Origin of the sequence: Chlorogloeopsis sp. ULAP02, from assembly GCF_038404745.2 — a bacterium.
Classification (GTDB): Bacteria; Cyanobacteriota; Cyanobacteriia; order Cyanobacteriales; family Nostocaceae; genus Chlorogloeopsis.
Window position 1 is genome coordinate 124765 of record NZ_JAYKTT020000002.1, and the last position, 23791, is coordinate 148555.

14 protein-coding genes and 1 tRNA gene are annotated in these 23791 nt (G+C 41.8%); 5 read left to right on the forward strand and 10 right to left on the reverse strand.

Annotated features, from left to right (window positions below):
• Positions 1–14: 14 nt before the first annotated feature.
• From U2718_RS02730 to U2718_RS02750, 5 genes are all read right to left on the reverse strand, one after another.
• Positions 15–2651, reverse strand: coding sequence for a TonB-dependent siderophore receptor (locus U2718_RS02730; RefSeq protein WP_341994834.1), 2637 nt, complete (start codon positions 2649–2651; stop codon positions 15–17).
• A gap of 298 nt (positions 2652–2949) precedes the next feature.
• A complete protein-coding gene (locus U2718_RS02735) occupies positions 2950–3870 on the reverse strand; it encodes a helix-turn-helix transcriptional regulator (RefSeq protein ID WP_411813215.1) in 921 nt (306 codons plus the stop codon).
• A gap of 338 nt (positions 3871–4208) precedes the next feature.
• Positions 4209–5021: an inositol monophosphatase family protein gene (locus U2718_RS02740; RefSeq protein WP_341994838.1), complete on the reverse strand. Its 813-nt coding sequence runs from the start codon at positions 5019–5021 to the stop codon at positions 4209–4211.
• 203 nt (positions 5022–5224) lie between these two features.
• A complete protein-coding gene (locus U2718_RS02745; RefSeq protein WP_341994840.1) occupies positions 5225–5746 on the reverse strand; it encodes a thermonuclease family protein in 522 nt (173 codons plus the stop codon).
• 336 nt (positions 5747–6082) lie between these two features.
• Complete coding sequence (locus tag U2718_RS02750) at positions 6083–6451, reverse strand: 2Fe-2S iron-sulfur cluster-binding protein (protein WP_341994842.1); 369 nt, start codon at positions 6449–6451, stop codon at positions 6083–6085.
• A gap of 82 nt (positions 6452–6533) precedes the next feature.
• Here U2718_RS02750 and U2718_RS02755 point away from each other — a divergent pair.
• The 3 genes from U2718_RS02755 to U2718_RS02765 all read left to right on the forward strand — a co-directional run bounded on the left by U2718_RS02755 (position 6534) and on the right by U2718_RS02765 (position 9393).
• A tRNA-Ser gene (locus tag U2718_RS02755) sits at positions 6534–6620 on the forward strand.
• Between the two features lie 334 nt (positions 6621–6954).
• Positions 6955–7338: a hypothetical protein gene (locus U2718_RS02760; protein ID WP_341994845.1), complete on the forward strand. Its 384-nt coding sequence runs from the start codon at positions 6955–6957 to the stop codon at positions 7336–7338.
• A 9-nt stretch (positions 7339–7347) separates the two neighbouring features.
• Positions 7348–9393 carry a serine/threonine phosphatase gene (locus U2718_RS02765; protein WP_341994847.1) on the forward strand — a complete coding sequence of 682 codons (2046 nt, stop codon included), beginning with the start codon at positions 7348–7350 and terminating at the stop codon, positions 9391–9393.
• 54 nt (positions 9394–9447) lie between these two features.
• Here the strand turns inward: U2718_RS02765 and U2718_RS02770 are convergent, their stop codons facing one another.
• Together U2718_RS02770 and U2718_RS02775 are read right to left on the reverse strand one after the other, a co-directional pair.
• Complete coding sequence (locus U2718_RS02770; RefSeq protein WP_341994849.1) at positions 9448–10239, reverse strand: DUF3891 family protein; 792 nt, start codon at positions 10237–10239, stop codon at positions 9448–9450.
• A 423-nt stretch (positions 10240–10662) separates the two neighbouring features.
• On the reverse strand, positions 10663–11811 hold the full coding sequence (locus U2718_RS02775) for an alanine--glyoxylate aminotransferase family protein (protein WP_341994851.1): 1149 nt from the start codon (positions 11809–11811) through the stop codon (positions 10663–10665).
• 72 nt (positions 11812–11883) lie between these two features.
• On the opposite strand from U2718_RS02775, the gene U2718_RS02780 reads away from it, so the two are divergent.
• A complete protein-coding gene (locus U2718_RS02780; RefSeq protein ID WP_341994853.1) occupies positions 11884–12054 on the forward strand; it encodes a hypothetical protein in 171 nt (56 codons plus the stop codon).
• A 418-nt stretch (positions 12055–12472) separates the two neighbouring features.
• Here U2718_RS02780 and U2718_RS02785 read toward each other — a convergent pair whose 3' ends face one another.
• The 3 genes from U2718_RS02785 to U2718_RS02795 form a co-directional block, all read right to left on the reverse strand.
• Positions 12473–13594: a PAS domain-containing protein gene (locus U2718_RS02785; RefSeq protein ID WP_341994854.1), complete on the reverse strand. Its 1122-nt coding sequence runs from the start codon at positions 13592–13594 to the stop codon at positions 12473–12475.
• A 57-nt stretch (positions 13595–13651) separates the two neighbouring features.
• Positions 13652–18949, reverse strand: a complete 5298-nt coding sequence (locus U2718_RS02790) for an eIF2A-related protein (RefSeq protein WP_341994857.1) — start codon at positions 18947–18949, stop codon at positions 13652–13654.
• Positions 18950–19272: 323 nt separating this feature from the next.
• Positions 19273–21303: a tetratricopeptide repeat protein gene (locus U2718_RS02795; RefSeq protein ID WP_341994859.1), complete on the reverse strand. Its 2031-nt coding sequence runs from the start codon at positions 21301–21303 to the stop codon at positions 19273–19275.
• A 190-nt stretch (positions 21304–21493) separates the two neighbouring features.
• On the opposite strand from U2718_RS02795, the gene U2718_RS02800 reads away from it, so the two are divergent.
• Positions 21494–23449 carry a ShlB/FhaC/HecB family hemolysin secretion/activation protein gene (locus U2718_RS02800; protein ID WP_341994861.1) on the forward strand — a complete coding sequence of 652 codons (1956 nt, stop codon included), beginning with the start codon at positions 21494–21496 and terminating at the stop codon, positions 23447–23449.
• The last annotated feature ends 342 nt before the right edge of the window (positions 23450–23791 follow it).

Here is a 23791-nt window from a genome sequence, read left to right on the forward strand (position 1 = left end):
GAACATCTAACAACTTAGAACTGCCAGGACACTGTTCCTAGTAAATTAAAAGGAGCGCCTCGTTCGATAAAAGAGCTAGAACCACCACTTGTGTAGCTTTCTACATCAAAGATATTGCGGAAATTAAGGGCGGCACGGAAGCGATCGCGCTCATAAAAAATCGCGGCATCGGTACGGAAGAAACTGGGTAACTCCACTGTATTGGCATTATCCGCCCATCGCTCACCAATATAGTACACACCTAAACCAAACCCTAGACCTTGCAAATCACCGTTTTGAATTCTGTAGGTTGTCCATAAATTGAACGTATGCTCTGGGGCAGAAAACCGTTGATTTCCTTCTATTGTTAAATCGTTGTCTTCGGTAATTCTGGCATCAGTGTAGGCATAGCCTCCGATAATATTCCATCCCGGTAAAATCTCGCCACTAATATCCAACTCAACACCCCGGCTTCTTTGCTTTCCAGTTTGCACCGAAAAGGTTGGATTATCCGGATCGGGAGTTGTAACATTGGAGCGGGTTAAATCATATAAGGCAAGGTTTACGGAAAATTTGTCATTGATGTCGGTTTTTATGCCTACCTCATACTGGGTTCCTCGTTCTGGGCGAAATGGATCTCCATCGGCAGCGATACCGATTGTTGGTACAAAGGATTGAGCGAAGCTGGCATAGAGGGAAATGGATGGAATGGGTTGATAGACAATACCCACCCGTGGACTAAATGCCGTTTCTGATTGACTAGTTTCTTCATCGCTCAGGCGATTGTCACTAGTCTCTCCAAAGAAATCAAGCCTTCCACCCAACAACAGTTTGAAATTTTGTGCGATCGTAACTTGATCTTGGAGATAGATTCCCAGTGTGTCTCTCGTTGTAAAGCTGTCAAGCGTGGGCTGTCCTGTAAGGTTCAAACTTTGATCGTAAACTGGGTTAAAAATGTCTATAGGTTGAGCAGATCCAAATTCATAAATAACGTCTGTTGTATCTCTAGTTAGGTCAAAGCCAACGAGAAGTTGATGTTCAATTGAGCCAGTGCTGAATTTACCCAGTAGGTTGGCATCTAAATAGTAGGTATTGTAGTATCCTCTGCCAACATTAACGCTTCGGTTGAGTGTACGGTTATCGTCAGCAAGGCTATCAGGGAAAAAGTTAACCTGGTCATCAGGGATCGCAAACGTATATCGGAATGCATTCCGCAGTTTCCAATCTTCATCAAAACGATGCTCTAAACGATATCCAACTCTACCGTTATAAAATTTTCCGTTATCTACGGGGCCTTCTGGGTTGAAACTGCGGCTAACTTTCCCGTTTGGGTTTTCGAGTATAGTACCTACAATCGGCTTAGATAACCCCCCATCTGGTCGATCCACAATATTGACATCGCCTTCAAGAATGAAATCAGTATTTGGACTTATCTTAACTGCCAGACTAGGAGCAATGAACGTTTCACTCCCTTCAAAAAAATCCAAAAAAGTATCGAAGTTACGATAGCTGCCAATCAATCGATAGAATACTGTTTTAGAATCGTTGAAGGGGCCAGAGAAATCAAAGGTACCCTGATAGTCGTTAAAGCTGCCAGCCGTCGCACTTACTTCGTAGAAGGGATCGCTCAATGGTTGTCGAGTCACAATATTGATAGTGCCACCAAGCGAGCCAACTTCACCATATAAAGCGGCAGCAGGGCCTCTCAACACTTCTAAACGTTCCGCATTGACAAAACCACCAAGAGTAGAAATTTGCGGATCGGGAATGCCGTTGATCAGGAAGCCGCCGTAATGTTCAAAGCCCCGAACGGTGAACCAGGCTCTACGGTCAGCAGCGTTGGTAATTGAGGTAATGCCAGCCGTGTTTTCCAACCCTTCTGTAATACTCCTTACCTGCCGATCTTGCAGCACCTGCTGGGGAATCACCTGAATCGACTGGGGAATATCTCGCAAAGGTGTATCGGTTCTTGTTCCCACTGAGGTATCTGGTACGCGATAACCGTCTTGCTCCCCTGTCACCACCAACTCAATCGGCTCATCCTGCTGCGCTGCGGGTTCCTCTTCTGGTTCCTCCATTGCTGGCTTTTCTTCAGTTTGTGGTGTTTGGGGTTGCTGTGCAGATGTTGTTGTAGATACGACTGCGAAAATCAACCCTTCATTCCCATCGAATAACTCAACCGCAGGTAAAGTTTTCTCACCAACTACCGTTACCCGCACGATATTCGTATCAATATTTGCAACTATGATTTGGGTAATTCCTTCTATAGGCTTCTCCGATTTAAAGGTGAAAGCCTCTCCCGATGGTAAACGCAACTGCGCTCCAGGAATATCTGCAATAAAATTATTACCTTCACTGCGATTTGTGACTTGCAGTTTTTCCCCAAGGGTTGTCTCTAAAATGATTTCTACACCTTTGTCTGTGAGATTGGCTTTCACACCCGTAATTGTGACAACTTCCTCTGGGGTAGTAGGTGGATTTATTGGTGTTGGTGTCTGTACCAGATTTTGAGCGCTAGTTGCAGGAAGTTCGATTTCACTGAGCGAGGGTAGTTGATATCCTACAAATTTTTCGTTTGCCCATACTGGTTTAACCGCAAAAATACTCAAAGAAGTAAATAAAATTAAGACTAATTTTAAATGAAAATTACTAGATAACAGTCCAGGCTTCATAAATTGCTCCTAGTTCAGTTAAACTTCTCACACACCAAATTTCGGATCGAGTTTCAAACCCAAACCGACACAAGTAAATTTCTCCTCATCCCCGCTAGCTCACTCAAGCCTGTAAAAGCAGACTTTTTCTGTATAACCACATCTTTTAAGGTGTTGGCTACTGTTAACTGAACCGTATTGCGCTATGGGTAGGTAAAGTTTGGAGAAAATCAAGCTTGTTGCTAAAGATTACTAACTGTAGTGAAAAGAAGTATAAAAAACAGTTTCTAGGTAAATCAATCTACATTCGGCATTTTGATCACGATCCGGACAAAGACTTTTTCCCCATTAAACATTCCCTGGGAGAGATACCATACTGACGCTTAAATACAGTTGCAAATAAACCCAAGTGGGAATAACCAACAAGATTTGCTACTTCTGCAACACTACAATTTCCTTCTCGCAAAAGTATCTGTGCTTTTTCCATGCGTCTTTGCATTAAATAGCCAAATACAGTTGTATCAAATATTTCTCGAAACCCTCGTCTAAGAGTTCTCTCACTCACCCCGATATTTTGTGCTAATTCCAACGATGAGGGTGGATTTTGCAAGCGGCAGTGTAAAATATCCCTAGCATGATGAATTCGCGCCACAGTATCTGGTTTGAGCCGTGGTTTTGTCTGCTTTTTAACCTCGTTCTCTAAAATGGGAGCTAGCTGCAAGGCGATTAGTTCAAATATTTTCCCATGTAAATAAATCTTTTTTGTCACACCTTGAAAAGGACAGTTAATAATTTGCTGTGCCACTCCCTGGATTGCTGGAGTGCTTTTGGGAAACAGTATGGTTTGCCAATCATTTTCATTGACTAAATGTCGCAACTGTGCATCCGCTGCTTCGTTTTCCCCTGAGAAAAAATTTACAAATAGGTTGTGGGGTATATGCATACTAACCTGGACAATTCGTTGACCTTTTTTAGCCTCTGCAATAGTTTTCCTTTGAATTCCACCACCACAAATCAGCGTATAGCCTTCCCCAAATTGACCATTACCTATAGTAATTTTCCCTGAAAGCAGAACATCAAAATGTAGTTTATGCTCGTTAGTCGAAGTCTTTTCTAATACGTCATCCCGATATTCATAATCCAACAACGAAAGGTAAATTTCAGGATATACCTGGATTTCTTGAGAATAACCTTCACCTAGTAGTTTGGGAATTTTATAAACTTTCTCATCCGAATTCAAGTTGGATCTGCACACGCTGTTCTGTATAGATTCTTCCCAGATTGCGTCCAGTTCTTCGCACGTTAGGGTAATGGTCATATATAGTTATAAAAGTTTGTCGCTTGATGATAATTAATTTTAATAAATATAACATCGAAGTGACACCCAAGCACAGATGTATTCAATATGAGTCCAATCGTTAGTGGATAGTGGGTAGTGGTTAGTAGTAGGGGTGGGTTTGATTGATTAACTTTGGGTTAGAACCAAAAATTTATCTTCTAAACCCGCCCGTACACTGGTTAGTTGTTAATAGCTAATAGTTACTAGTGAGCCAGTGCAGTCTTGGGAGTTCTCTCAAATTACTTCCAAGCAGACAAGGGTAGAACTTGTTGAAGTTCGCGAATCATAATGTCGTGAATATAGCCATTTGTTGCCAGAATCCTACCTGATTCAAGTTTGATGGGAGTGCCATCATAGGCGGTAACTTTACCCCCTGCTTCCCGTAAGATAATTATGCCCGCCACAATATCCCAAGGAGAAATTCCCCGTTCCCAGTAGCCATCGACACGTCCACAGGCAACGTGAGCTAAGTCGAGGGATGCTGCACCAGTGCGCCTGACTCCCTGGGTAAGATGAGTGAAGTGACAAAATTCTGCGTAGTTGTTATCAGATGTTTCCCGGCGATCGTAGGCAAATCCTGTTACTAGCAGACTTTTACTTAGTTTAGAAGTTTCTGAAATTCTGATCGGGTGACGGTTGCGTGTCGCTCCCAAACCTTGTGCCGCACGAAATAACTCATCATGAAAAGGATAGTAAATGACACCTACTTGCGGTACACCATCAATTAACAACCCGATGGATACAGTAAAACATGGGTATTGATGAGCAAAGTTAGTTGTACCATCCAAAGGATCAATCGCCCAAAGAAATTCATTTTCTTGATTTCCTATTTTCCCAGATTCTTCCGCAAGTATGGCGTGATCGGGAAAGTGACGGCGCAAAGCTTCCAAAATCACTTCTTCTGAAGCTTGATCGGCAACGGTGACTAAATCACCAGGGCGTCCTTTTTCGGTAATGGCATCTTCTACTTTACCCAAGTAACCTTGCAAAACCGCACCAGCAGCTAGCGCCGCTTCTGTAGCAATGTCTAGGAAGATTTGCAGATTAGTCATTAGTCAGTAGTTAATAGTCATTTGTCATTTGTCATTGGTAGGGGCGGGTTTATTTAGATATTTCGTTATCCTAGAGAGATTGTTGTGAAAATCCACCCCTACATTGATTAGTGGGCAGAGACGCTATTAATCGCGTCTGTACAATTGTCTACTATTCCCCGTGTCTTTGTGTCTTTGCGTCCCCTTATCTCTGACTCTCCGTGCTAACGATACTGGCGGCGAAATTCAGCAGGAGTAAAACGCATAGGATTTTCTGGATTCCAAATGCCTAGCCCTAGAAGTCTTGCTCTTTGTTGAGCGCGTTCAAGACGGCGATCGTATTTATGGTTAGGCGATCGCGCTACAAATAGGGCATATCCTTCTTTAGTTAACTGTTCATTCAATAACGCTTTATCTTTCCACACATAAGCCAGAGTTCGCCCAAATTGATCTTTGACTTCTACATCAAACTCCAGCTTGATAGGTTGTTCGCCAATTAGCTCTTGCAGGCGTTCCCTGGCTGCATTACCCCAAGGGCGCTGCTGCAAATCTGGGGTATCGATACCCAACAACCGCACTTGAGAAATCATATTTGGTTGCTCGCCTATCCCTATTACTTCTATGGTTTGCCCACTGACAACTTGTGTTACTTTTACCTCCATCGGTGCCTTTGCTTCAGGCTTATTTTGAAGTTGACAACCTACGAGTATAAGTAATAGGCAGGATAAGATAACGATTTTATTCATGAATTACTTTTTAGTAGTTAATAGATAGTAGTGAATTGTTGGTTATTCTACTAACCACTAACTACTGTACGGGAGGCAGCGCGTTGCGGAGCCAGTGCGGTGAAGCAGCCCCCGTCTTGGCGGTTTCCGGCGATGGGGGACTGCTGAACCCGAAGGGTGGACGGGTTCCCCGGCATAAAGGAGCCAGTGCGTTGCGCGGGTTCCCCGCGTTGTAGCACCTGGCGTCAACTGGCGTCGGGTTCCCCGCGTTGTAGCGACTGCCGTGCGGGTTTAGAAGATAAATTTTTATTCTTCACCGAAAAGATAATTAAAAAACCCGCCCCTACCAACTCCCTATTATTCTTCGTCCAATGGTAAACCTGCCCTGACTTTACCTTTACCGAAATAGCGTCCAAACTGGAGTTCATAGACTTCATCTTCGTCTTGTGTCTCTACTTCTAAGTCAGAACGGGCGTAACTGACGCATAACAGCGCATAACCAGAGTTGCGCAACTCCAGGGATAGCCCAACAGCTTCAGGTTGATAAATTTCTCCCTTGAGTACTCTGACGGCACAAGTCGTACAAGCGCCATTGCGACAGGAAAAAGGCAATTCTACCCCTTGTTTTTCACAACTGTGCAGAATGTAGCGATCATCGGGAACTTCTAAGGTGTATTTTGTGCCTTTAGCGCGATCATGAACTGTAACGGTATGTGTCTGGGACATTTTGATTTTGGATTTGGGATTTTGGATAAAATTTGATTGCAGTTTGTCGAACCCTATTGTACGATAGTAGATCGTGACGCCTGGAGAGATGGCCGAGTGGTTGAAGGCGCAGCACTGGAAATGCTGTTTGGGGGCAACCTCAACGAGGGTTCGAATCCCTCTCTCTCCGTTGAATGCTTGTTCTATAAGCATTCTAGATAATTTCAACCATTCAAATCATTAAAATCGTTGGTTGAATTCGTACCCCTTGGGGGAAGCGAGCTACAATCCAACCTAAGTATCTGTCGCATTCTCAGCTTGGATTGGTATCAGTTGGGTGTGGTTGAAGCAGTGGTTTAAGTTATGTGCGATCGCTAGCCAATATTCTTTTGAAAGAAAAGTTTGAAACAAGTAAATAAAAATCTCCGTTTTGCGTAACTGTCAGCTATTGCAATGATTTATATAAAGTAAAACCTGATCAGTGTAAATACTGTATCTTAAACTTAGAGAACAAATTCAGCAGTATGGCAGTTACATCAAATATTAAACTCATCATTGCCTTTGCCGATCCAGACTTAAACGACGAAGAAAAAGAGGAGCAAGTTAAAAAGCTATTAGTACAAATGCGAGAACTAGATGAACTCGAAGAAATTGCTCGTGTACCCGATCCTAATCCACCGGAGGGAAATAAAGCGATCGCCAGCTTTTTGAGTGGACTGCTGATGGCTGAAGTCAGTACGGCAAATATCAAGAAATTGTTTGGATTTTTGGGCGATCGCTTGAACAACAAACCAATTAAAATGACCGTGAAAGCCCCTGATGGTAGAGAACTGAACGTAGAAGCAAGTAGTAAAGAAGAGTTTGAATTTGCTATGCAAAAAGCCCAAGAATTTCTCAACAACAAGTAAGGTAGGTAAATGGCGAAAGTTGCTTTGCTGATTGGGGTGAGTGAGTACGATGAGCCTAGTTTAAACCCGTTGCCTGCGGCTGTTCAAGATATCAAAGCTATACAGCGAGTCTTACAGCATCCAGATATGGGCGGTTTTGCTGAGGCAGATATTAAAGTGCTGGAAAATCCCCAACGGCAAGCAATGGAAGAGGCGATTGAGGCGATTTTTTCTAGTCGCCGCAGGGATGATTTAGTACTGTTATTTTTTTCAGGTTACGGCATTAAAGATGACATTGGCAGGCTTTACCTAGCAACTCGCCAAACTCGCAAAAATAATCAGGGAGAACTGGTTAAAACGAGTGCAACTGCTGCCAACCTTATCCATGATGTGATGGAAAATAGTCGTTCACGAAAGCAAGTAATTATTCTTGACTGTTGCTTTAGTGGCGCTTTTGGTGAAGGCATGAGGGCGAAAGATGATGGCAGTTTGGATATTAAGAACCAACTGGTAGAAACCAAAAATCCAGAGGAAGTTGAAGGAAGGGCGGTTCTCACTTCTTCCACTGCCACTCAGTATTCTTTTGAGCAACAGGGATCGGAATTATCGGTTTATACCCGCTATCTTGTAGAAGGAATTGAGAAAGGTGCAGCTGATACAGATAACGATGGTGTAATTTCTGTAGATGAGTTGCACGAGTATGCCCGCAAGAAAGTGCAGGAAGCAGCACCAGCTATGAAGCCAGGGATTTTTGCCGTGAGAGAAGGTTATAAAATCCAGTTGGCGAAAGCTCCAAAAGGCGATCCGAAGGTGGAGTATCGGAAGGAAGTTGAACGATGTGTTCGAGAGGGTCAAATTTTTTTAGTAGGTCGCCGAATTCTCAAACGTCGGCAAAGTGAACTGGGAGTATCAGCCGAGGATGCAATACAAATTGAGAACGAAGTACTGGAACCTTACCGTGAACGTCAACGAAATTTACAAGAATACGAAGAAGCACTAACTGAGGCACTTCAGCATGAAGGAATTCTCAGTCAGCAAACACGCGAGGAACTGAAGCGTTTACAGCAAATTTTACTACTTAGGGATGAAGATATAGCTTCCATTGAATCAGATTTAGGCACAGGTAGTAAAGCTGTTAATCAGCAAAAATTTTTTACTATCTACCCTACAATCCTACAACTAGATGAACCAGAAGAAGACATTGCCAGAAAAAGTGATGACCTACCAACAGTGATGCTGCCAATGCAGTTAATCAGCCTAGAACATGCTGGACTCACTGATGTTGGACGGCAAAGGCATCATAACGAAGACGACTTTGGCATTGACACCAAAATTAACAACCTAGAATTTCCCAATAGCCGCGACAACGTACAAGCACGTGCTTTATATATTCTTTGCGATGGCATGGGGGGACACGCTGGTGGTGAGGTAGCCAGTGCTTTGGCAGTAAATACTGTACGACAATACTTTAAAACTCACTGGATTACTAACGAATTACCTACAGAAGACCAAATTCTTGAGGCCGTAAGGCAAACCAATCAGGCAATTTACGATGTCAATCAGCAAGATGCCCGTTCTGGTATTGGCCGCATGGGTACTACCCTAGTAATGCTCTTAATTCAAAATACTCAAGCGGCTGTAGCTCATGTCGGCGATAGCCGCCTCTACCGCGTAACTCGCAAGGGAGGTCTGGAACAATTAACCGTGGATCACGAAGTAGGTCAACGGGAAATTTCCCGTGGAGTAGAACCTAGCGTCGCTTATGCCCGTCCTGATGCTTACCAACTTACCCAAGCTCTTGGCCCGCGAGATGAAAACTTTATCATTCCTGATGTTACATTTTTTGAAATATCTGAAGATAGCCTGTTTGTCCTGACTTCAGATGGTTTATCAGATAATAATTTACTAGAAACTCATTGGCAGACTCATCTACTTCCCTTACTTAGTTCAGGGGTGAATTTAGAAGATGGCATCCGAAACTTAATTGATTTGGCAAACAATTACAATGGACATGACAACATCACCGTTGTGCTTGTAAGGGCAAAAGTACGTCCAAACCTTAATTCGTCATCATAGAAATTTCTCCGCGTTTTTGCGTCCCCGCATCAACCCCTAACACCGAACTTGGTATTACTCTGCCTTCAACGTAGTACTAAGACTCACCCAACAATCTCCCATCAAAGCTTCTCGCATCGCTTGCTCATCACTAAAAGGCTGCCACAAAAGCCGTCCTTCATAAAATACTGTAACTTCATCTTGCTGAAATGGCCAGGGATATATTGCTATACACTGATGGTAATCATTCTCTTCTATCAAGCTTAGTTTTAATGTTGTTTCACCATCAATCGTCGGCACTTTAGTAACTTCCTCGTCATCACTTAATCCTTGACAGCAAATAATTGAAAGCGCATCCCAAGTTGCAACTAGCTTTCTATTACGTTCAATGACTTCTGGTGTTACGTAAGGTGCGTAGTATTCATCATTTTTCAAAATCGCAATGATTTTATTTTGAAAGGCATATTCATGTTGTAAAAAATCCTGGACAATTTGAGCTGATGTGGATGAATTTTGCCAACTGGTGTATTTTTCGTATAATCTTGTGCCATGTAGCGAGACTAGCAGTGCTGCATATCTACCTAGAGGAAGCGCAGATTTGCTAGCACCTGACCAAATACTTATATGTACTTGAGTGCTAAGTTCTTTAAAACTGTGGGGGTAGCCTGTTTGTGGATTGAGTGTTGGTGATTGTTCCCAGTTTAACCAACCGATGTCGTGTTGTTCTGCGCCCAAACAAACTTCTTTTCTTGGAAAAAGCTGACCAAATGTTTCATTGCCCCAAGCTTGTGCTAGTTGTCCTGAAAGCCAAGCATGATTTGGTTGGGTGATACAAATCACGCCTTGTTTTGAGAAGCGATGCAGCATGAATTAATAGCCGAAAATAATTGAGTTTTGGCCGGATGAACTGCTTAATATCTTAAATAATCGCAGTCTTGCCGTCTGGTTTCCTGCTATTTTCAGTCTAGCTTAGACAGAAGGAGAAACGAGCGCAGTTTTTGTAAATCCGCGCTCGCTATTATATTAGCCGCACATTTTATACTAATTCACGCCTAATATGAATTAGCCGAACTTACCTTAGCTGCACCTAAAGAATTTTATGATGATAACGAACACTGTCTTGGAAAGCTTTGAAGTTCCCTCCGGGACGCTGCGCGTAGCCGCAAAGCGTCTACAAACTTTCCGCAGATAAACACAGATGCACACGGATGATTTATCTGTGTTTATCTGTGTCTATCTGTGGTCGATTTCTAAAACATTATTTTTTAGCCATGTTTTTGAGAAACGAAATTACTTGGGTAAAACTTGCCGCAGTGCTGCTACGAGTCGATCCACATTTTCTTTACGGCTATTAAAACCCATCAGTCCAATCCGCCAGACTTTACCAGCCAGTTCGCCAAGCCCACCACCAATCTCAATGCCGTATTCTAAGAGCAACTGACGCGCGATCGCTTTACCATCAACTCCGTCGGGAATCCGAACTGTAGTCAGTGTTGGTAAGCGATATTCTTTTTCAACGTGCAAGCTTAGTCCTAAGTCTTCCAATTGCTGCCAGAGATACTCTACATTCTGTTGATGACGCTGCCAAGAGTTTTCTATGCCCTCTTCGGCAAGCAAGCGCAATGCTTCGCGCAGTGCATAGTACATATTAATTGGTGCTGTGTGGTGATAGATGCGATCGCTACCCCAATATTTGCTTAACAATGTCATGTCTAAATAGAAGTTAGCTACTTTGGTGCGACGCTTTTGTAGTTTCTCCCATGCACGGGAACTCATGGTAAAAGGAGAAGCACCAGGCGGACAACTCAAGCCTTTCTGACTACAGCTATAAGCTAGATCGACTCCCCACTCATCCAAAAATATGGGGACACCACCTAAACTTGTCACTGTATCTAATAGCAGCAAACACCCAAATTCACGGCACAGTTCACCCACTCCTTCCAAGGGTTGGCGAGCGCCTGTAGAAGTTTCAGCATGAACTAAAGCTAAAATCGCTGGACGGTGAGTTTCAACAGCAGTTCGCAACTCATCCAACGAAAAAACTTGTCCCCAGGGTTTTGTAATGGTACGTACATCTGCACCATATCGTCCAGCCATATCAATAAGACGATTGCCAAAGTAACCGATTACACCTACCAACACCACATCACCTGGTTCTGTGACATTGGCAATTGTTGCTTCCATTGCAGATGTTCCTGTACCGCTCGTAGCAATGGTTAGGGAGTTTTCCGTTTGCCAGACGTAACGCAGTAGGGATTGAATCTCATCCATAACTCCAAAAAATGCTGGATCGAGATGTCCTACGGGAGGGGTATTCATAGCCTGTAGAATTGCAGGATGAGCATTTGAAGGGCCAGGCCCCAGCAAGAGGCGAGATGGCATGGAAAGAGGTTCAATAATCAATTTTTGATTGTTATTGATTGAAATTGTTTGTGTCATATCTGTATAAACCTAGATAATACTTTACTTAACGAATCATACCTTTGAAGCGGAAAAAAGCCGCACTTCATAGTGAGAGCAGTCATTGTAGAGATTGTGATCGCTATGCGTACACGGCGGGGACAAAAAATCTTCTGGATTTTGTGCTGGCGACGGAGCCACTGCGACAACAGCACAGCTGTTGTCGCCATCCCTGTACGTGCGATCACTTATTATTTTTGCTTATCAACAATGCAACCGTAACTAAAAACTTGCTTTTAGTTTAAATATTCCTGATTGATATACTTAATACTGCCTACCATGCCTCTATTGCTACACTATCATGTTCAGTTATTTATTAGCGTCCCAATAAAGGTAGAAAATTTTACTATGTCTAAATGCTGAGGCAGTTTCAAAAGTAGGGAAACTGCCAATAGTGATTAACTATGCCAGCAATTTTTTCAACAGAATATTTTATATAGGACTTACGCAAAATTCCTCTCAAATCCTTTTGACTCCATTTTTACTGCGTCGCGCCAGTTGCTACAAGTCTTTTCACCCGTAAGGGCGCACTGGCTTCTCTGCGGTTTATTATTCTACAACTTGTGCGTAAGTCGTGTTATAGATCCTCGACTTCTAAGAGAAGTTGGGGATCTAGTTTTTCGAGTAGAATTCTAATAAATCAAACAGAACTCCAATATCCACTTTCTAGTTCTCGAATAGTCAGTACTGCCGCGATTTTTACTCCTTGCTCATCATAAATCGGTCGAGCATTGCCAACCACAAGCGCTTCAGTACCATCTGGGCGACGAATGCGCCAGCGTGCTTCAGTGACGATTTCGTCTCTAAGTACAGCACGGCTGAGGGGAAGCTCAGAGGGAGGGTAGGGGTTGCCGTCCTCTGTATAGAGGTGATATGTCTCGGTATAGTCTTCGGGGGAGACGTTCAGCGTGGCGACTCCATGAAGCTGAGATGCAGCCTCATTTACAAAGGTGATGCAACCTTTGGCATCGGTAACGATCACTCCTTCGATCAGTTGTTGCAGAATTGCGTCGCGCTCTGCCGCAATCCGTGCAATGCGCCTTCGCTCAAGAACTTGTTCGGTCACTTCGACGTATAAACTTAAAATGCCAGATACTTGACCGTTTGTATCGAACAGAGGCTGATAACTAATATTAAACCAGCCTTCATACATAACCCCTGTCCCAGTCCGATCATAACGGGCGAGCATCTCTTTACCTTCATAGGGCTTCCCACTCATATACACCCGATCAAGCAACTCAAAAAAACCTTGCCCTTCCAATTCCCGAAGGGCATTTCGCACTGTTAGCCCCTCAACATTACGCTCTCCTATTAACTTTTGAAACATTACATTTAGCATCTCGAAGCGGTGCTCTTTTCCGCGCATAATGGCGATCGCTATGGGTGCATATTCAAGAATGTTGCGGATTTCGGCGCGTACAGCTTCGTCACGAAGCACTCGAACGCGATCAGATATATCCCGACTAAATAGTATTAACCCATTTTCAGTTGGTACAGCCCGGACTTCATGCCAACCGTAAAGACTTGGAAGGAACTGCTCGAATTTAACTGAAACACCATTTTCTGCTGCGTAGCGTAGCTGCATTTCTGCTGTAGTATTTATCACTTCTGGAAAAACTTCCCAGAGTGAACGACCAAGCAATTCTGACTGTTTACGGCGCAGTAGCAGTTCCGCACTATGATTAACATGTGTATATTTCCACTCTTGATCAAGGGTGGTGATGGCGTCAGAAGTATATTCTAGTACTGTTTCCAGATCCAAATCTGTCCTCCCTCATCTCTGCTGCTGACACTACCCGCACTCAAAAGTAACTTGTGATTATTTCTTGCAAATAGCGCGATCGCCTTCTTTGACATTAAGATTATTTTCTAAATAATTCTCTAGCCTTGCACATCCTTGCCGCATTAAATCTTCTAAATCAAAATTCCACAGCATCACACCAGCATCTTCACCACCAGTCACGAGTTTTTTGCCGTCGGCACTAAAGCTGAGGCTATTAATCTTTCCAGGATGACCTAGTAGCGTTTTAATTGAAGTACCATCGTTAGTATTCCATAACTTGATGGTGCTATCGGCACTGCCAGAAGCTAGGATTTGCCCAGCTGGATGAAAACTCAGGCTTGTAACACCATTTTTATGTCCTGTGAGCGTATTGACTAACTTACCTTCTGGAATTTGCCAAATTTTGATTGTATTATCCCTGCTTGCAGAAGCGAGAAATTTACCATAGGGACTAAAAGTAAGGTGGGCGATCGCGTTTCCATGCCCACTTAAATTTTTTATCAACGTGCCATCTAAATTCCACAGTTTAATTGTATTATCCTGGCTACCAGAAGCTAGCAGTTTACCATCTGAGCTGAAATTGACACTTGTTACTTTATCATCGTGTCCCTTGAGTGTGTGTAATAATTGCCCATCAGCTATCCGCCAAAGCTTTACTGTTTTATCCGCACTACCAGAAGCTAGCAATTTACCATCTGGACTAAAACTAATGCTGGTAATTTTATTTTGATGTCCTATTAATTTTCTGATTAAGTTGGTATTTTTTATATCCCAAATTCTAATTGTTTTGTCTGAGCTAGCCGTTGCTAATATTTTCGCATCAGGATTAAAACTAACACTGGTAATTTTATTTTGATGTCCTTGGAATTCTTTGAGTATATGTAAATCTATAATATGATCAAATTGCCAAATTTTTATTTTTCCATCCCAACCCGTGGAGGCGATATTTCTACTATTAGGGCTGAAACTAACACTAGAAACTGACTTAGTTTGATTTGATGTTGATATATTACTGGAAAATTTCCATACTTTAATAGTTTTATCAGCACTAGCAGAAGCAAGAATTTGATTATTGGGACTAAATATTATATCTGTTGCTTGAATATCATGACCTTTAATATTTGCTAATAAGCTACCATCTAAATTCCATATTATTATACTGCCATCATCTGCGACTGAAGCTAAAAATTGACTATTAGAGCTAAAACTAATACTGTTGACTTGCTCTCTATGACCTTCAAACGTTTTTAGTAAATTACCGTCAAAGTTCCATATTTTAATAGTTTTATCAGCACTAGCAGAAGCAATATTTTGACCATTGGAACTAAATTTGACACGAGTTACTCTGTCTTTGTGTCCTTGCAGGGTTAATTGTAGAGAGGCGATGAATCGCGTTTCTATACCTGCCAGATGCCAAAGTTTTACTAAATTATCTTCACCACCAGAAATGAGAATTTTACCATCAGGACTGAAATTTAATGTATTCACCCAACCTTTATGAGCGTTCCATGCCTTGATTAAACTGCCATCTCTGCGCCAGAGCTTCACGGTGCGATCGCGACTGGCAGAAGCAATAATTTTGCCATCTGGACTGAAACTTACATCAGTCACTATTCCAGTATGTCCTCTAAAAATATTAATTTCTTCACCATCTATAGAAAATATTTTAATAGTTTTATCTACATTAGCAGCGGCGATAAATTTTCCATCAGGACTAAAAGCAATAGCCGTAATTCGGTCTTGCTGTCTTGGAAAAGTAGTAGTCAGTTTACCATCTTGTCCCCAAATTTTTATAGTATTGTCATCGCTAGCTGAGGCAAGAAATTTACCATCTAGACTAAAACTGATAGCATTAACTTTTTGAGTGTGACTTTGCAAACGGTTAAGCTCTTGAGTTTGAAAAACAGCTTGCTGGAGAGTAGCTATAGTTTCTAGACGAGTATCTTTGGTAGGTGCAATAACTTGTTGAAATTGCCTGCCAGCTTTGATACTAGCAACAAGCGCTTCTAACTGTTGATGAGAAAAAAGTAATGCTTCCGATGATGCATTTAAAGCAGATATTTCTCTAATTTGTGCAGCTTGTTGTTTAAGGTAAGCCAAGCCTCCGAAGCCTGTTGCTGCAATTCCCAAAACACTAATAACTGCTACTGCTGTTTGCGCTTGTCTAAGTCGCTTTTTTTGTTCTAGCTGTTTTCTTTGCTTTGCCTCTAAACAAGCGGCGATAAAGGTTTGGACATCCCCAGATAATTCGTCAGTATACTTGATGTAAATTTCTTCTGCTTCTGCTAAACGCACACCTTGCAATAAAAAATCAGATTGCTTACCGTTTTGCTTCCATAGTTGCGCGGCTTGTTCAATGTGGCGTTGTAATCTTAATCTACTACGATTTTCTTCTAGCCACCAACGCAAAGTTGACCAATGGCGGATCAGGGTTTCGTGAGCTACTTCAATTGTCACCCCTGAAGAGGAGGGGGGGACAAGGGGAGGTGGAGACACGGGGACATTTTCACTCTCTACCTCTGCTCCCCATTCTGCCTCATTTTCTAAATTCACGACTACAAGCTTGGCGGCGATTAATGCTGCGAGGGTTCTTTCCACCAATTCAGGTGGATATTTTTTCACAACTAAATCTGATTTGCGCACTCGCCGCCTGGTATCTTCTTTACCTTCTCCCAACTGCGTCAGCGATAGAAATATCCAGCGAGTACACTCTTTGGCTAAGTCATCCAAATTCTCGTAAACTGCTTGTGCTTTACGTTCTAATGCTCCTGCCATGCCACCAAGATACTGCTGATATGCTGCTAGAGTTAATTCGCCCTCTTGGCGGTGTTCCCATATCTGCTCTAGTACAAATTCCAACAGTGGTAAATCTCCAGCAGAGTGGTTCAACTCGTGTAACAGAACTTCCACTAGCCCTGACTCAACTTTTAAACCGACTTGCTCTGCGGGAGTAGCGATCGCTCGCCGATAATCTTCTTTACTCAACTTTGGTGGCACTAAGACACTCGACTGTTGCAATAGCTTTGCTAGTGGGGGTGATTCTAAACAGGAAGCAATAAAATCAGCCCGTAATGTAATCACCAATTTAAACTTGTCGCTGGCATACTCTAGCGCCCCCAACATCAGTTCTAAAAATTTTTGCCTGTCTTCACAACAGGCAAGAGTAAAAAGTTCTTCAAACTGATCTATCACCAAAACCACCATCGGCTCCAATCGTCTACGTATCCAGTAGACAAAGCCTTCTACTCCCTGGTAGAGCATTTCCTCAAGGATGAGATGAGAAGAGGACGCGGGGAGGTGGGGACGCGGGGAGGTGGGGAAAGAAGAGGACGCGGGGAGGTGTGAATCACGTTCTCTCCCTTTTTCTCCTTTGGTTATCTTCTTGCTCTCATTTGTCTGTGCGTCTTTGGAAGAGTCACCGCACCTATCTATATCTGTGTCTTTTGCAAGTTGTCGCGCTAGAGCTTCCAAGGGATGGGAACCGGGGCGCAGATATTTAATCCACCAGCGATCGCTACCGGGGAGATGTTTGCCAAGTCGCAACTGAGCAACTAAACCTGCTTGCACAACAGAGGATTTCCCGCTACCAGAAGCTCCCACTACGGCAAGGAAAGATGCATGAGCCAGATGATTGATTAATTGCTGGGTTAAATTTTCTCTACCATAGAAATACTGTGCATCTTCTTCGCCAAAAGCTCGTAATCCTTGGTAAGGACAAATGTTTAAATCTAAGGTTGCGCTTTTGCTGCGTGTTCCCGTAGTTGCAGGGATAATTTCAATCATACCTTTTGTGCCTGATAGCCAAATGTGTAAGGGTAGAGACACAAAATTTCGCGTCTGGGCAGCCAAAGATACTTGTAGTTGAGTAATCCAACCTGCCACAGATAAGCCAGCAGTTTGAGAGGCAGTTTTGAGGGTATTAACAAGTGCTTGAGCAAATTGTTCTGACTCGTAATCAGGGGAGACGGCAGCAATAATACACTGTCCTTTTTCAGATTCTATTTGCAAATCTTCTACCCAATCTTGTAACAACGTATCATGGTGTGTCTCTACACCAGGACAATCTAAGATGATAATTTGTTGGGCAACCTGGGAACGACGTAACTGTTGTCGCAACCAAGAGCGGCTGATCCAAATATCTTCTGACAATACTAGAGCAGCTTCTGCGGCTGGAGTTTCCTCTAATCGCCCATGCAAATATAATAATACTGTTGCTGGCGTTTCACTTTTGTAGTGTTGATGTGGATTTTGAGAAACTAAACAATTTTGAATTGCTGCACGAACATTTTTGCCAGTAGTTTTGCTTGGAATTAAATACTCTAACTCAAATCCACCTGCACCACGTAATTCTTTACTAAAAGCAAGTGTAAACTGACTGCTACTAATTCCCTCCACTATTAGTGCTTGCCGTTGAGGAGTTGATTCTACAACTGCTGGTAGAGAACCTAAAATCAGTTCCCCCACTCCTTCTACAATCCGTTTAGGAGTTTGTAAAGGATATTCACTCAAAAGTTGTGTATCTCCTTTACCTCGTTTTTGTTGATTAATTAGTCGCAGTTGCTGATTGGTTTTATCTATGTATTGCAGAGTTTGGTGATAAACATATTTATATAGTCCGTCGGCAGAAATCACTCCATGCGCATCTGCTGCTTCACTCTGCAATCCCCGGATTAAAAAATAAGTGAAGACGCCATGCTCTAATTCGGGAAACTCCCAGGATTGCTGATCTGCATCGCACGAAAGTAAGGCATAAAATCCTTGACTTTGGGCGGCACGCTGCTGCAATACTTCCACAAGCTGACGCGAGGGATTTAGTAGTGGCTCTACTATGGTTGCTCCCCTAAGTGTCATTCCACCACTATGGCAAGCATCCAACCACACTAATTGCTGATGTGCAGAACATTGGTTCAAAAGTTGCAAAATATCTTGTAAAGGTAAACCTGTGTTTTCTAAATTATCTTTTTGAGTATCCATCAGACACAAGAATGCTTGTTGAGTTGTAGGAGCGAGCATTCCATGTCCCGAAAAATAGAAGAGAATTGTATCTTGTGACTGGGCTAGTGTGGTGATTTGCTCTAATTTGTGATGAACTGATTCTAATAAGGGTTTTTCTAAAGCAAAATCGTGATAAGTGATCACCTCTTTCTCAAAAAATTGCTTTGTTGCACTTGCTAAAGCTTCTGCTAATCCCTGACAATCCATTGCTGAATAGCGCAGACACGGGAGCTGCTTATCTTGATATTGGTTTACACCCACCAGCAATATCCACAGTTTGGGTAATACTGTTGGTTGAGTTTGATTTGAGCGACTTGTACCGACGCTAACTGGAGACATATCAAGATAAGTAGAGGGCAGATGGCAGTAGACGGGGAGCGGCTACTTGCACCAAGTTGCTCCGCGCAAGAGTGCAGGTAGGTAAAAAACTGATTCTGTCTGCTGTCTAGAAGAACTTAGAAGCAACAAAAGCGATCACACTCCATCAAACAGTCGTTGATTATTTTTATTGTTCCTTAAATTTATAGATTTGCAATTGTTGTTTTATGCACTCCTTCCTAAAATAATTTTCAGGAATAAGTAGCCCTTGCTGAACTCCGTTTACCAGAATACATAAAAATACCTCTTCACCTGCTCCCTGTTAAGAGTTCCCCGTTCCCTAATTAAGGCTGTTCTAAAGCAGCTCTCAATTTTTGAGACGTATTATAAGAATTGCTTGCTTCTTTGGTATTTCCTAATTCTTTTAATATATCTCCTCGAATATCCCAAACATCTGGATCTTGAGGTTGCAAGTTTTTAGCCTCGTCAATAGCAGCTAGTGCTTCATTGTTGCGTCCTAATTCTAGTAGCACTAAGGATTTATTCACCCAAGCAGGATAAAAATCTTTTTTCTGGGCGATCGCTTGTTCAAAAGCCTTTAAAGCTTCCTCATGATTTTTTAAGGTTTGTGTCAGTAAAAGTCCTTGATTATACCAAACCGTATGATCTTGCGGGCGTACTTCACTAGCTTGCCTAAAAGCAAAAAGTGCTTTACTCGGTTGTCCTAAAGCACTCAACGCATTACCTTTACCAACTAAAGCTTCATAGAAATCACGATCTATTTTGAGAGCTTCTTCATAAGAATCAAGAGCTTCTTGCGGACGATTTAATTTCAGTAGTATCGTTCCTCTATCCGTCCAAATAATCGGATTATTTCGTCTAATTTTAAGCAGATCATCATAGGATGACAACGCTTCATCAAAATATATTCTTGCAGCTTGTCGTCCTTGTAATTGTTCGACAGTATAACCTATTTCCTGCCAAAATCTTGGATCATCGGGTTTAATTTGCCTCACTTGCTCTAGATATTCTAAAGCTTCTTTCTTTTGACCCAATGCTAACAAAGATAAACCTTTTCCACTTAAAGCTTCAGGATTATTATGGTCATTAGTGAGTACTTTGTCATAAATATTTGAGGCTTCTTGGTATTTTTGCTGTCTATATAACAACTTACCTTTATTAATTAAAATTTTATTCAATATTTTTTTATCTTGTGGTTGCAGAGAAATCGCTTTATTATAAGAATCTAGCGCTGCCGAATCTCGCCCTAAGACAAACAGAGCATCTCCTCTTCCTTTCCACGCTTCAGCAGAATTTGGTTGAATTTCTTTTAAGTGATTAAATTTTTCCAGCGCTGCACCAGCTTGGTGTTGATCGAGTAAACTATTAGCTTGATATGTTAAATATAGTGGTCGCAAAAAAGGATTAAATAATTCTACACAGGTTACTATAATTGCTATTGCTGCTAAGAAGATAGAAATATGCCAAAGTTTGATATTTTGTAAACTTGTTGATTTTTTTCTTTGAGTTTCTGAGGTTTGAAAAGTTGGTGGCTGAGTCAATGGTGGGCTAATTTGGGTTTTACCCAAATCGTTAACAACCTCTTCTACAGACTGGTAGCGTCGCTCAGGATTGTTATAAACCATTTTTGTTAAAATTCCAGCTAAAGAGTTATTAATAACAAACTCATGAGTCCATACAATTTTGTCTTCATCATCCCGTCTCAATTCTCTGGGATGCATTTTAGTAAGTAGCTGGATTGCTGTTAAACCTAATGAATAGATGTCACTGTTAAAACGTGGTTTTCCTGCCATTTGTTCTGGAGGAGCGTATCCAGGAGTTCCAATCATTGTTTGCGTATGCGGTGATTGGAAAGATGGGTAACTAATATCAACTTGTTTTACAGAACCAAAATCAATTAAGACAAATTGTTTATTTTCACTCCTGACAATTAAATTGGATGGTTTGACATCTCGATGAATAATATTTCTTCTATGCAGTGATGCAAGAACATCAAGAATTTGTCGCAAAAAATTAAGAACCTCTTGCTCTGTCCATTGTTCGTCAAGGAGTTCAGTCAAAGGTAAACCTTCTATATATTCTTCAACTAGATAAAAATTACCTTCTTCCTCAAAATAATTAAAAAACTTAGGAATAAGTTTATTGGCTTGTAAATTATTTAATATATTAACTTCTCTATGAAATAATTTTTTGGCTGTTTCAATATCGGCACTGAGAGGATCTAGCTTTTTTATGGCGCATAAAAAGTTAGATAGTACATCTTTGGCAAGATAAGTTATCCCAAACCCACCTCTTCCTAATTCTCTGAGAATTTGGTAGCGACTACATAATAATTGTTTTTGCACTTCTGTCATTTTATTATACATTCCTTACATTTTATTTAAAGTAATGTGTTTATTTGTTGACAAAAATCGCTCATTACTCACCTGCCTATCTACATTTAAGTATTACATTTTATTTCAACTTAAATTGACAGTTACTACAAACTATATTAATGTTACTTTTATTAAAAATATTGAGATTAATAAAAATTAATTCCTTTTAATGTACAGGCAATCTTTGAAACTAAGTTTAACCATTTCTTTGTTGACTTTGAAGGTATTAATATCCTTCTATGCTGGCAAAACTTTGGCTGTTAACTTAGCGACTGAGCCTCTCAAAGTTAAAGGCTTATTTGCTAAAGTTGATAATACAAATAGCCAGATGCAGATCAAAGTCAAAAAAGATAAGAACAGCTTAATTGCTGTACAAAATAGAAATAGTCAGGATCTAGTAGTAGGAAACAGGAACGAAAATAATTTTTTAGGTCATAATTACCAGATTTTAACTCCTACTCAAAATAGTACAGCACCGACTTGGGTTGTGGCGCAACTTCCCAATCCTATTACTCCCACACCACCTCCACCAGTACAACCCATTCCGACACCACAACCATCACCAACACCTCCTTTAGAACAAACTCCTCCTCCACCCATAGAATCTACACCGCGCCCTGAAATTCCTGGAAGTGTCACCATTAAAAAATTTGAGTTTGAAGGGAATACAGCATTTAGCGACAAAAAGTTAAGTGAAGCAACAGCTAATTTCTTGAACCGCCCACTCTCCTTTACCGAACTCCTACAAGTTGAAAATATTATTACCAATCTTTACACTGATGCGGGCTATATCAATTCTGGTGCTGTAATTCCAGCGAATCAAACTCTATCAAAAGAAGGGGCGATTGTCAAAATTCAAATTGTCGAAGGTGGAATAGAAGATATTAAAGTAACAGGTACGAGGCGGTTGAACCCTAGCTATATACGCAGTCGTATCGCCCTTGCCACTTCTAAACCTTTAAATCGCGATCGTCTTTTAGAGGCACTACAACTATTACAACTTAACCCTCTAATTAAAAATCTTTCTGCTGAGTTATCTGCGGGATCGCGTCCAGAACTAAGTTTACTGGAAGTCGCAGTTCAAGAAACAGACTCTTTTAGAACAGAATTTTTTGTAGATAACGGACGTGTTCCCAGTGTTGGCAGTTTTCGCAGGGGTATCGTTCTTAACGAAGGTAATTTATCTGGTTTGGGCGATCGCTTTAACTTCCAATACACCAATACCGACGGGAGCAACACCTATGATCTGAGCTATACACTACCATTTAATCCTCGCAATGGAACTATTACAATAGCTGGAGGCATAACAGATACAGATGTCATAGAACCACCCTTTGATCGCATTGATATTACTGGTGACTCTTTTTACCTAGATTTAGGTGTGCGTCAACCGATTTTTCAAACTCCCACCCAAGAACTAGCACTGGGTTTAACCTTTTCTCGCCAACAAAGTCAAACCAAACTACTAGGGGAAGATTTTCCATTATCTGCGGGCGCAGAAGATAACGGAGAAACGCGCATCTCTGCACTGCGATTTATCCAGGAATATACACAGCGCAATCCGCAACAAGTTTTTGCTGTGCGATCGCAACTTAGTTTAGGAGTTGGTTGGTTTAATGCCACTGTCAACGAAGATCCCCCCGATAGTCGCTATTTCTCTTGGCGCGGGCAAGGACAGTATGTGCGATTGCTAGCACCAGATACCTTGCTAGTATTGCGCTCAGATTTGCAGCTAGCAACTAGACCCCTCGTACCATTAGAACAATTTGCACTAGGAGGGCTGCAAAGTGTTCGTGGTTATCGACAAGATAGGCTTTTGACCGATAGTGGCTTTTTTACCTCAGCAGAAGTGAGATTTCCTGTGTTGCGGGTAAATGAAGTGCAAGGGCTACTACAAGTAGTACCCTTTGTGGATTTTGGTGTGGGCTGGAACAGTTCCGATAGTCCTAGCCCCGATCTAGATCCCAATACATTAATCGGTGCAGGCGTGGGATTACTGTGGCAAATGGGTAACAATTTTAACGCCCGTCTTGACTACGGCATTCCTCTTGTCAGTGCAGACGACAGCGATCGAACCTTACAAGAACAAGGATTGTATTTTTCCATTAATTACAGTCCTTTTTAGGAAATTTTCAAACAGTCCCCATGAAACAAGTTTTACTGCTAGGCATGAAAAACCTCACCACGTGCGATCGGATATCCCTTGCTCTGGTAAGACTACCGTTTATACACAAGTTCTATAAAGTTGCACCGCAGGTATTTGATCCCCCCAACCCCCCTTAGTAAGGGGGGTAAGGAACTTCTTAAAGTCTCCCTTAACAAGCAGGGCAATGAACTTCTTAAAGTCTCCCTTTTAAAGAAGGCAACGAATTCCTCTTAAAGTCCCCCTTTTTAAGGGGGATTTAGGGGGATCTGCAATGCTTGAGCGCAGAAGTGCGATCGCGATTGAATTTGCAAGAGCAAAAAC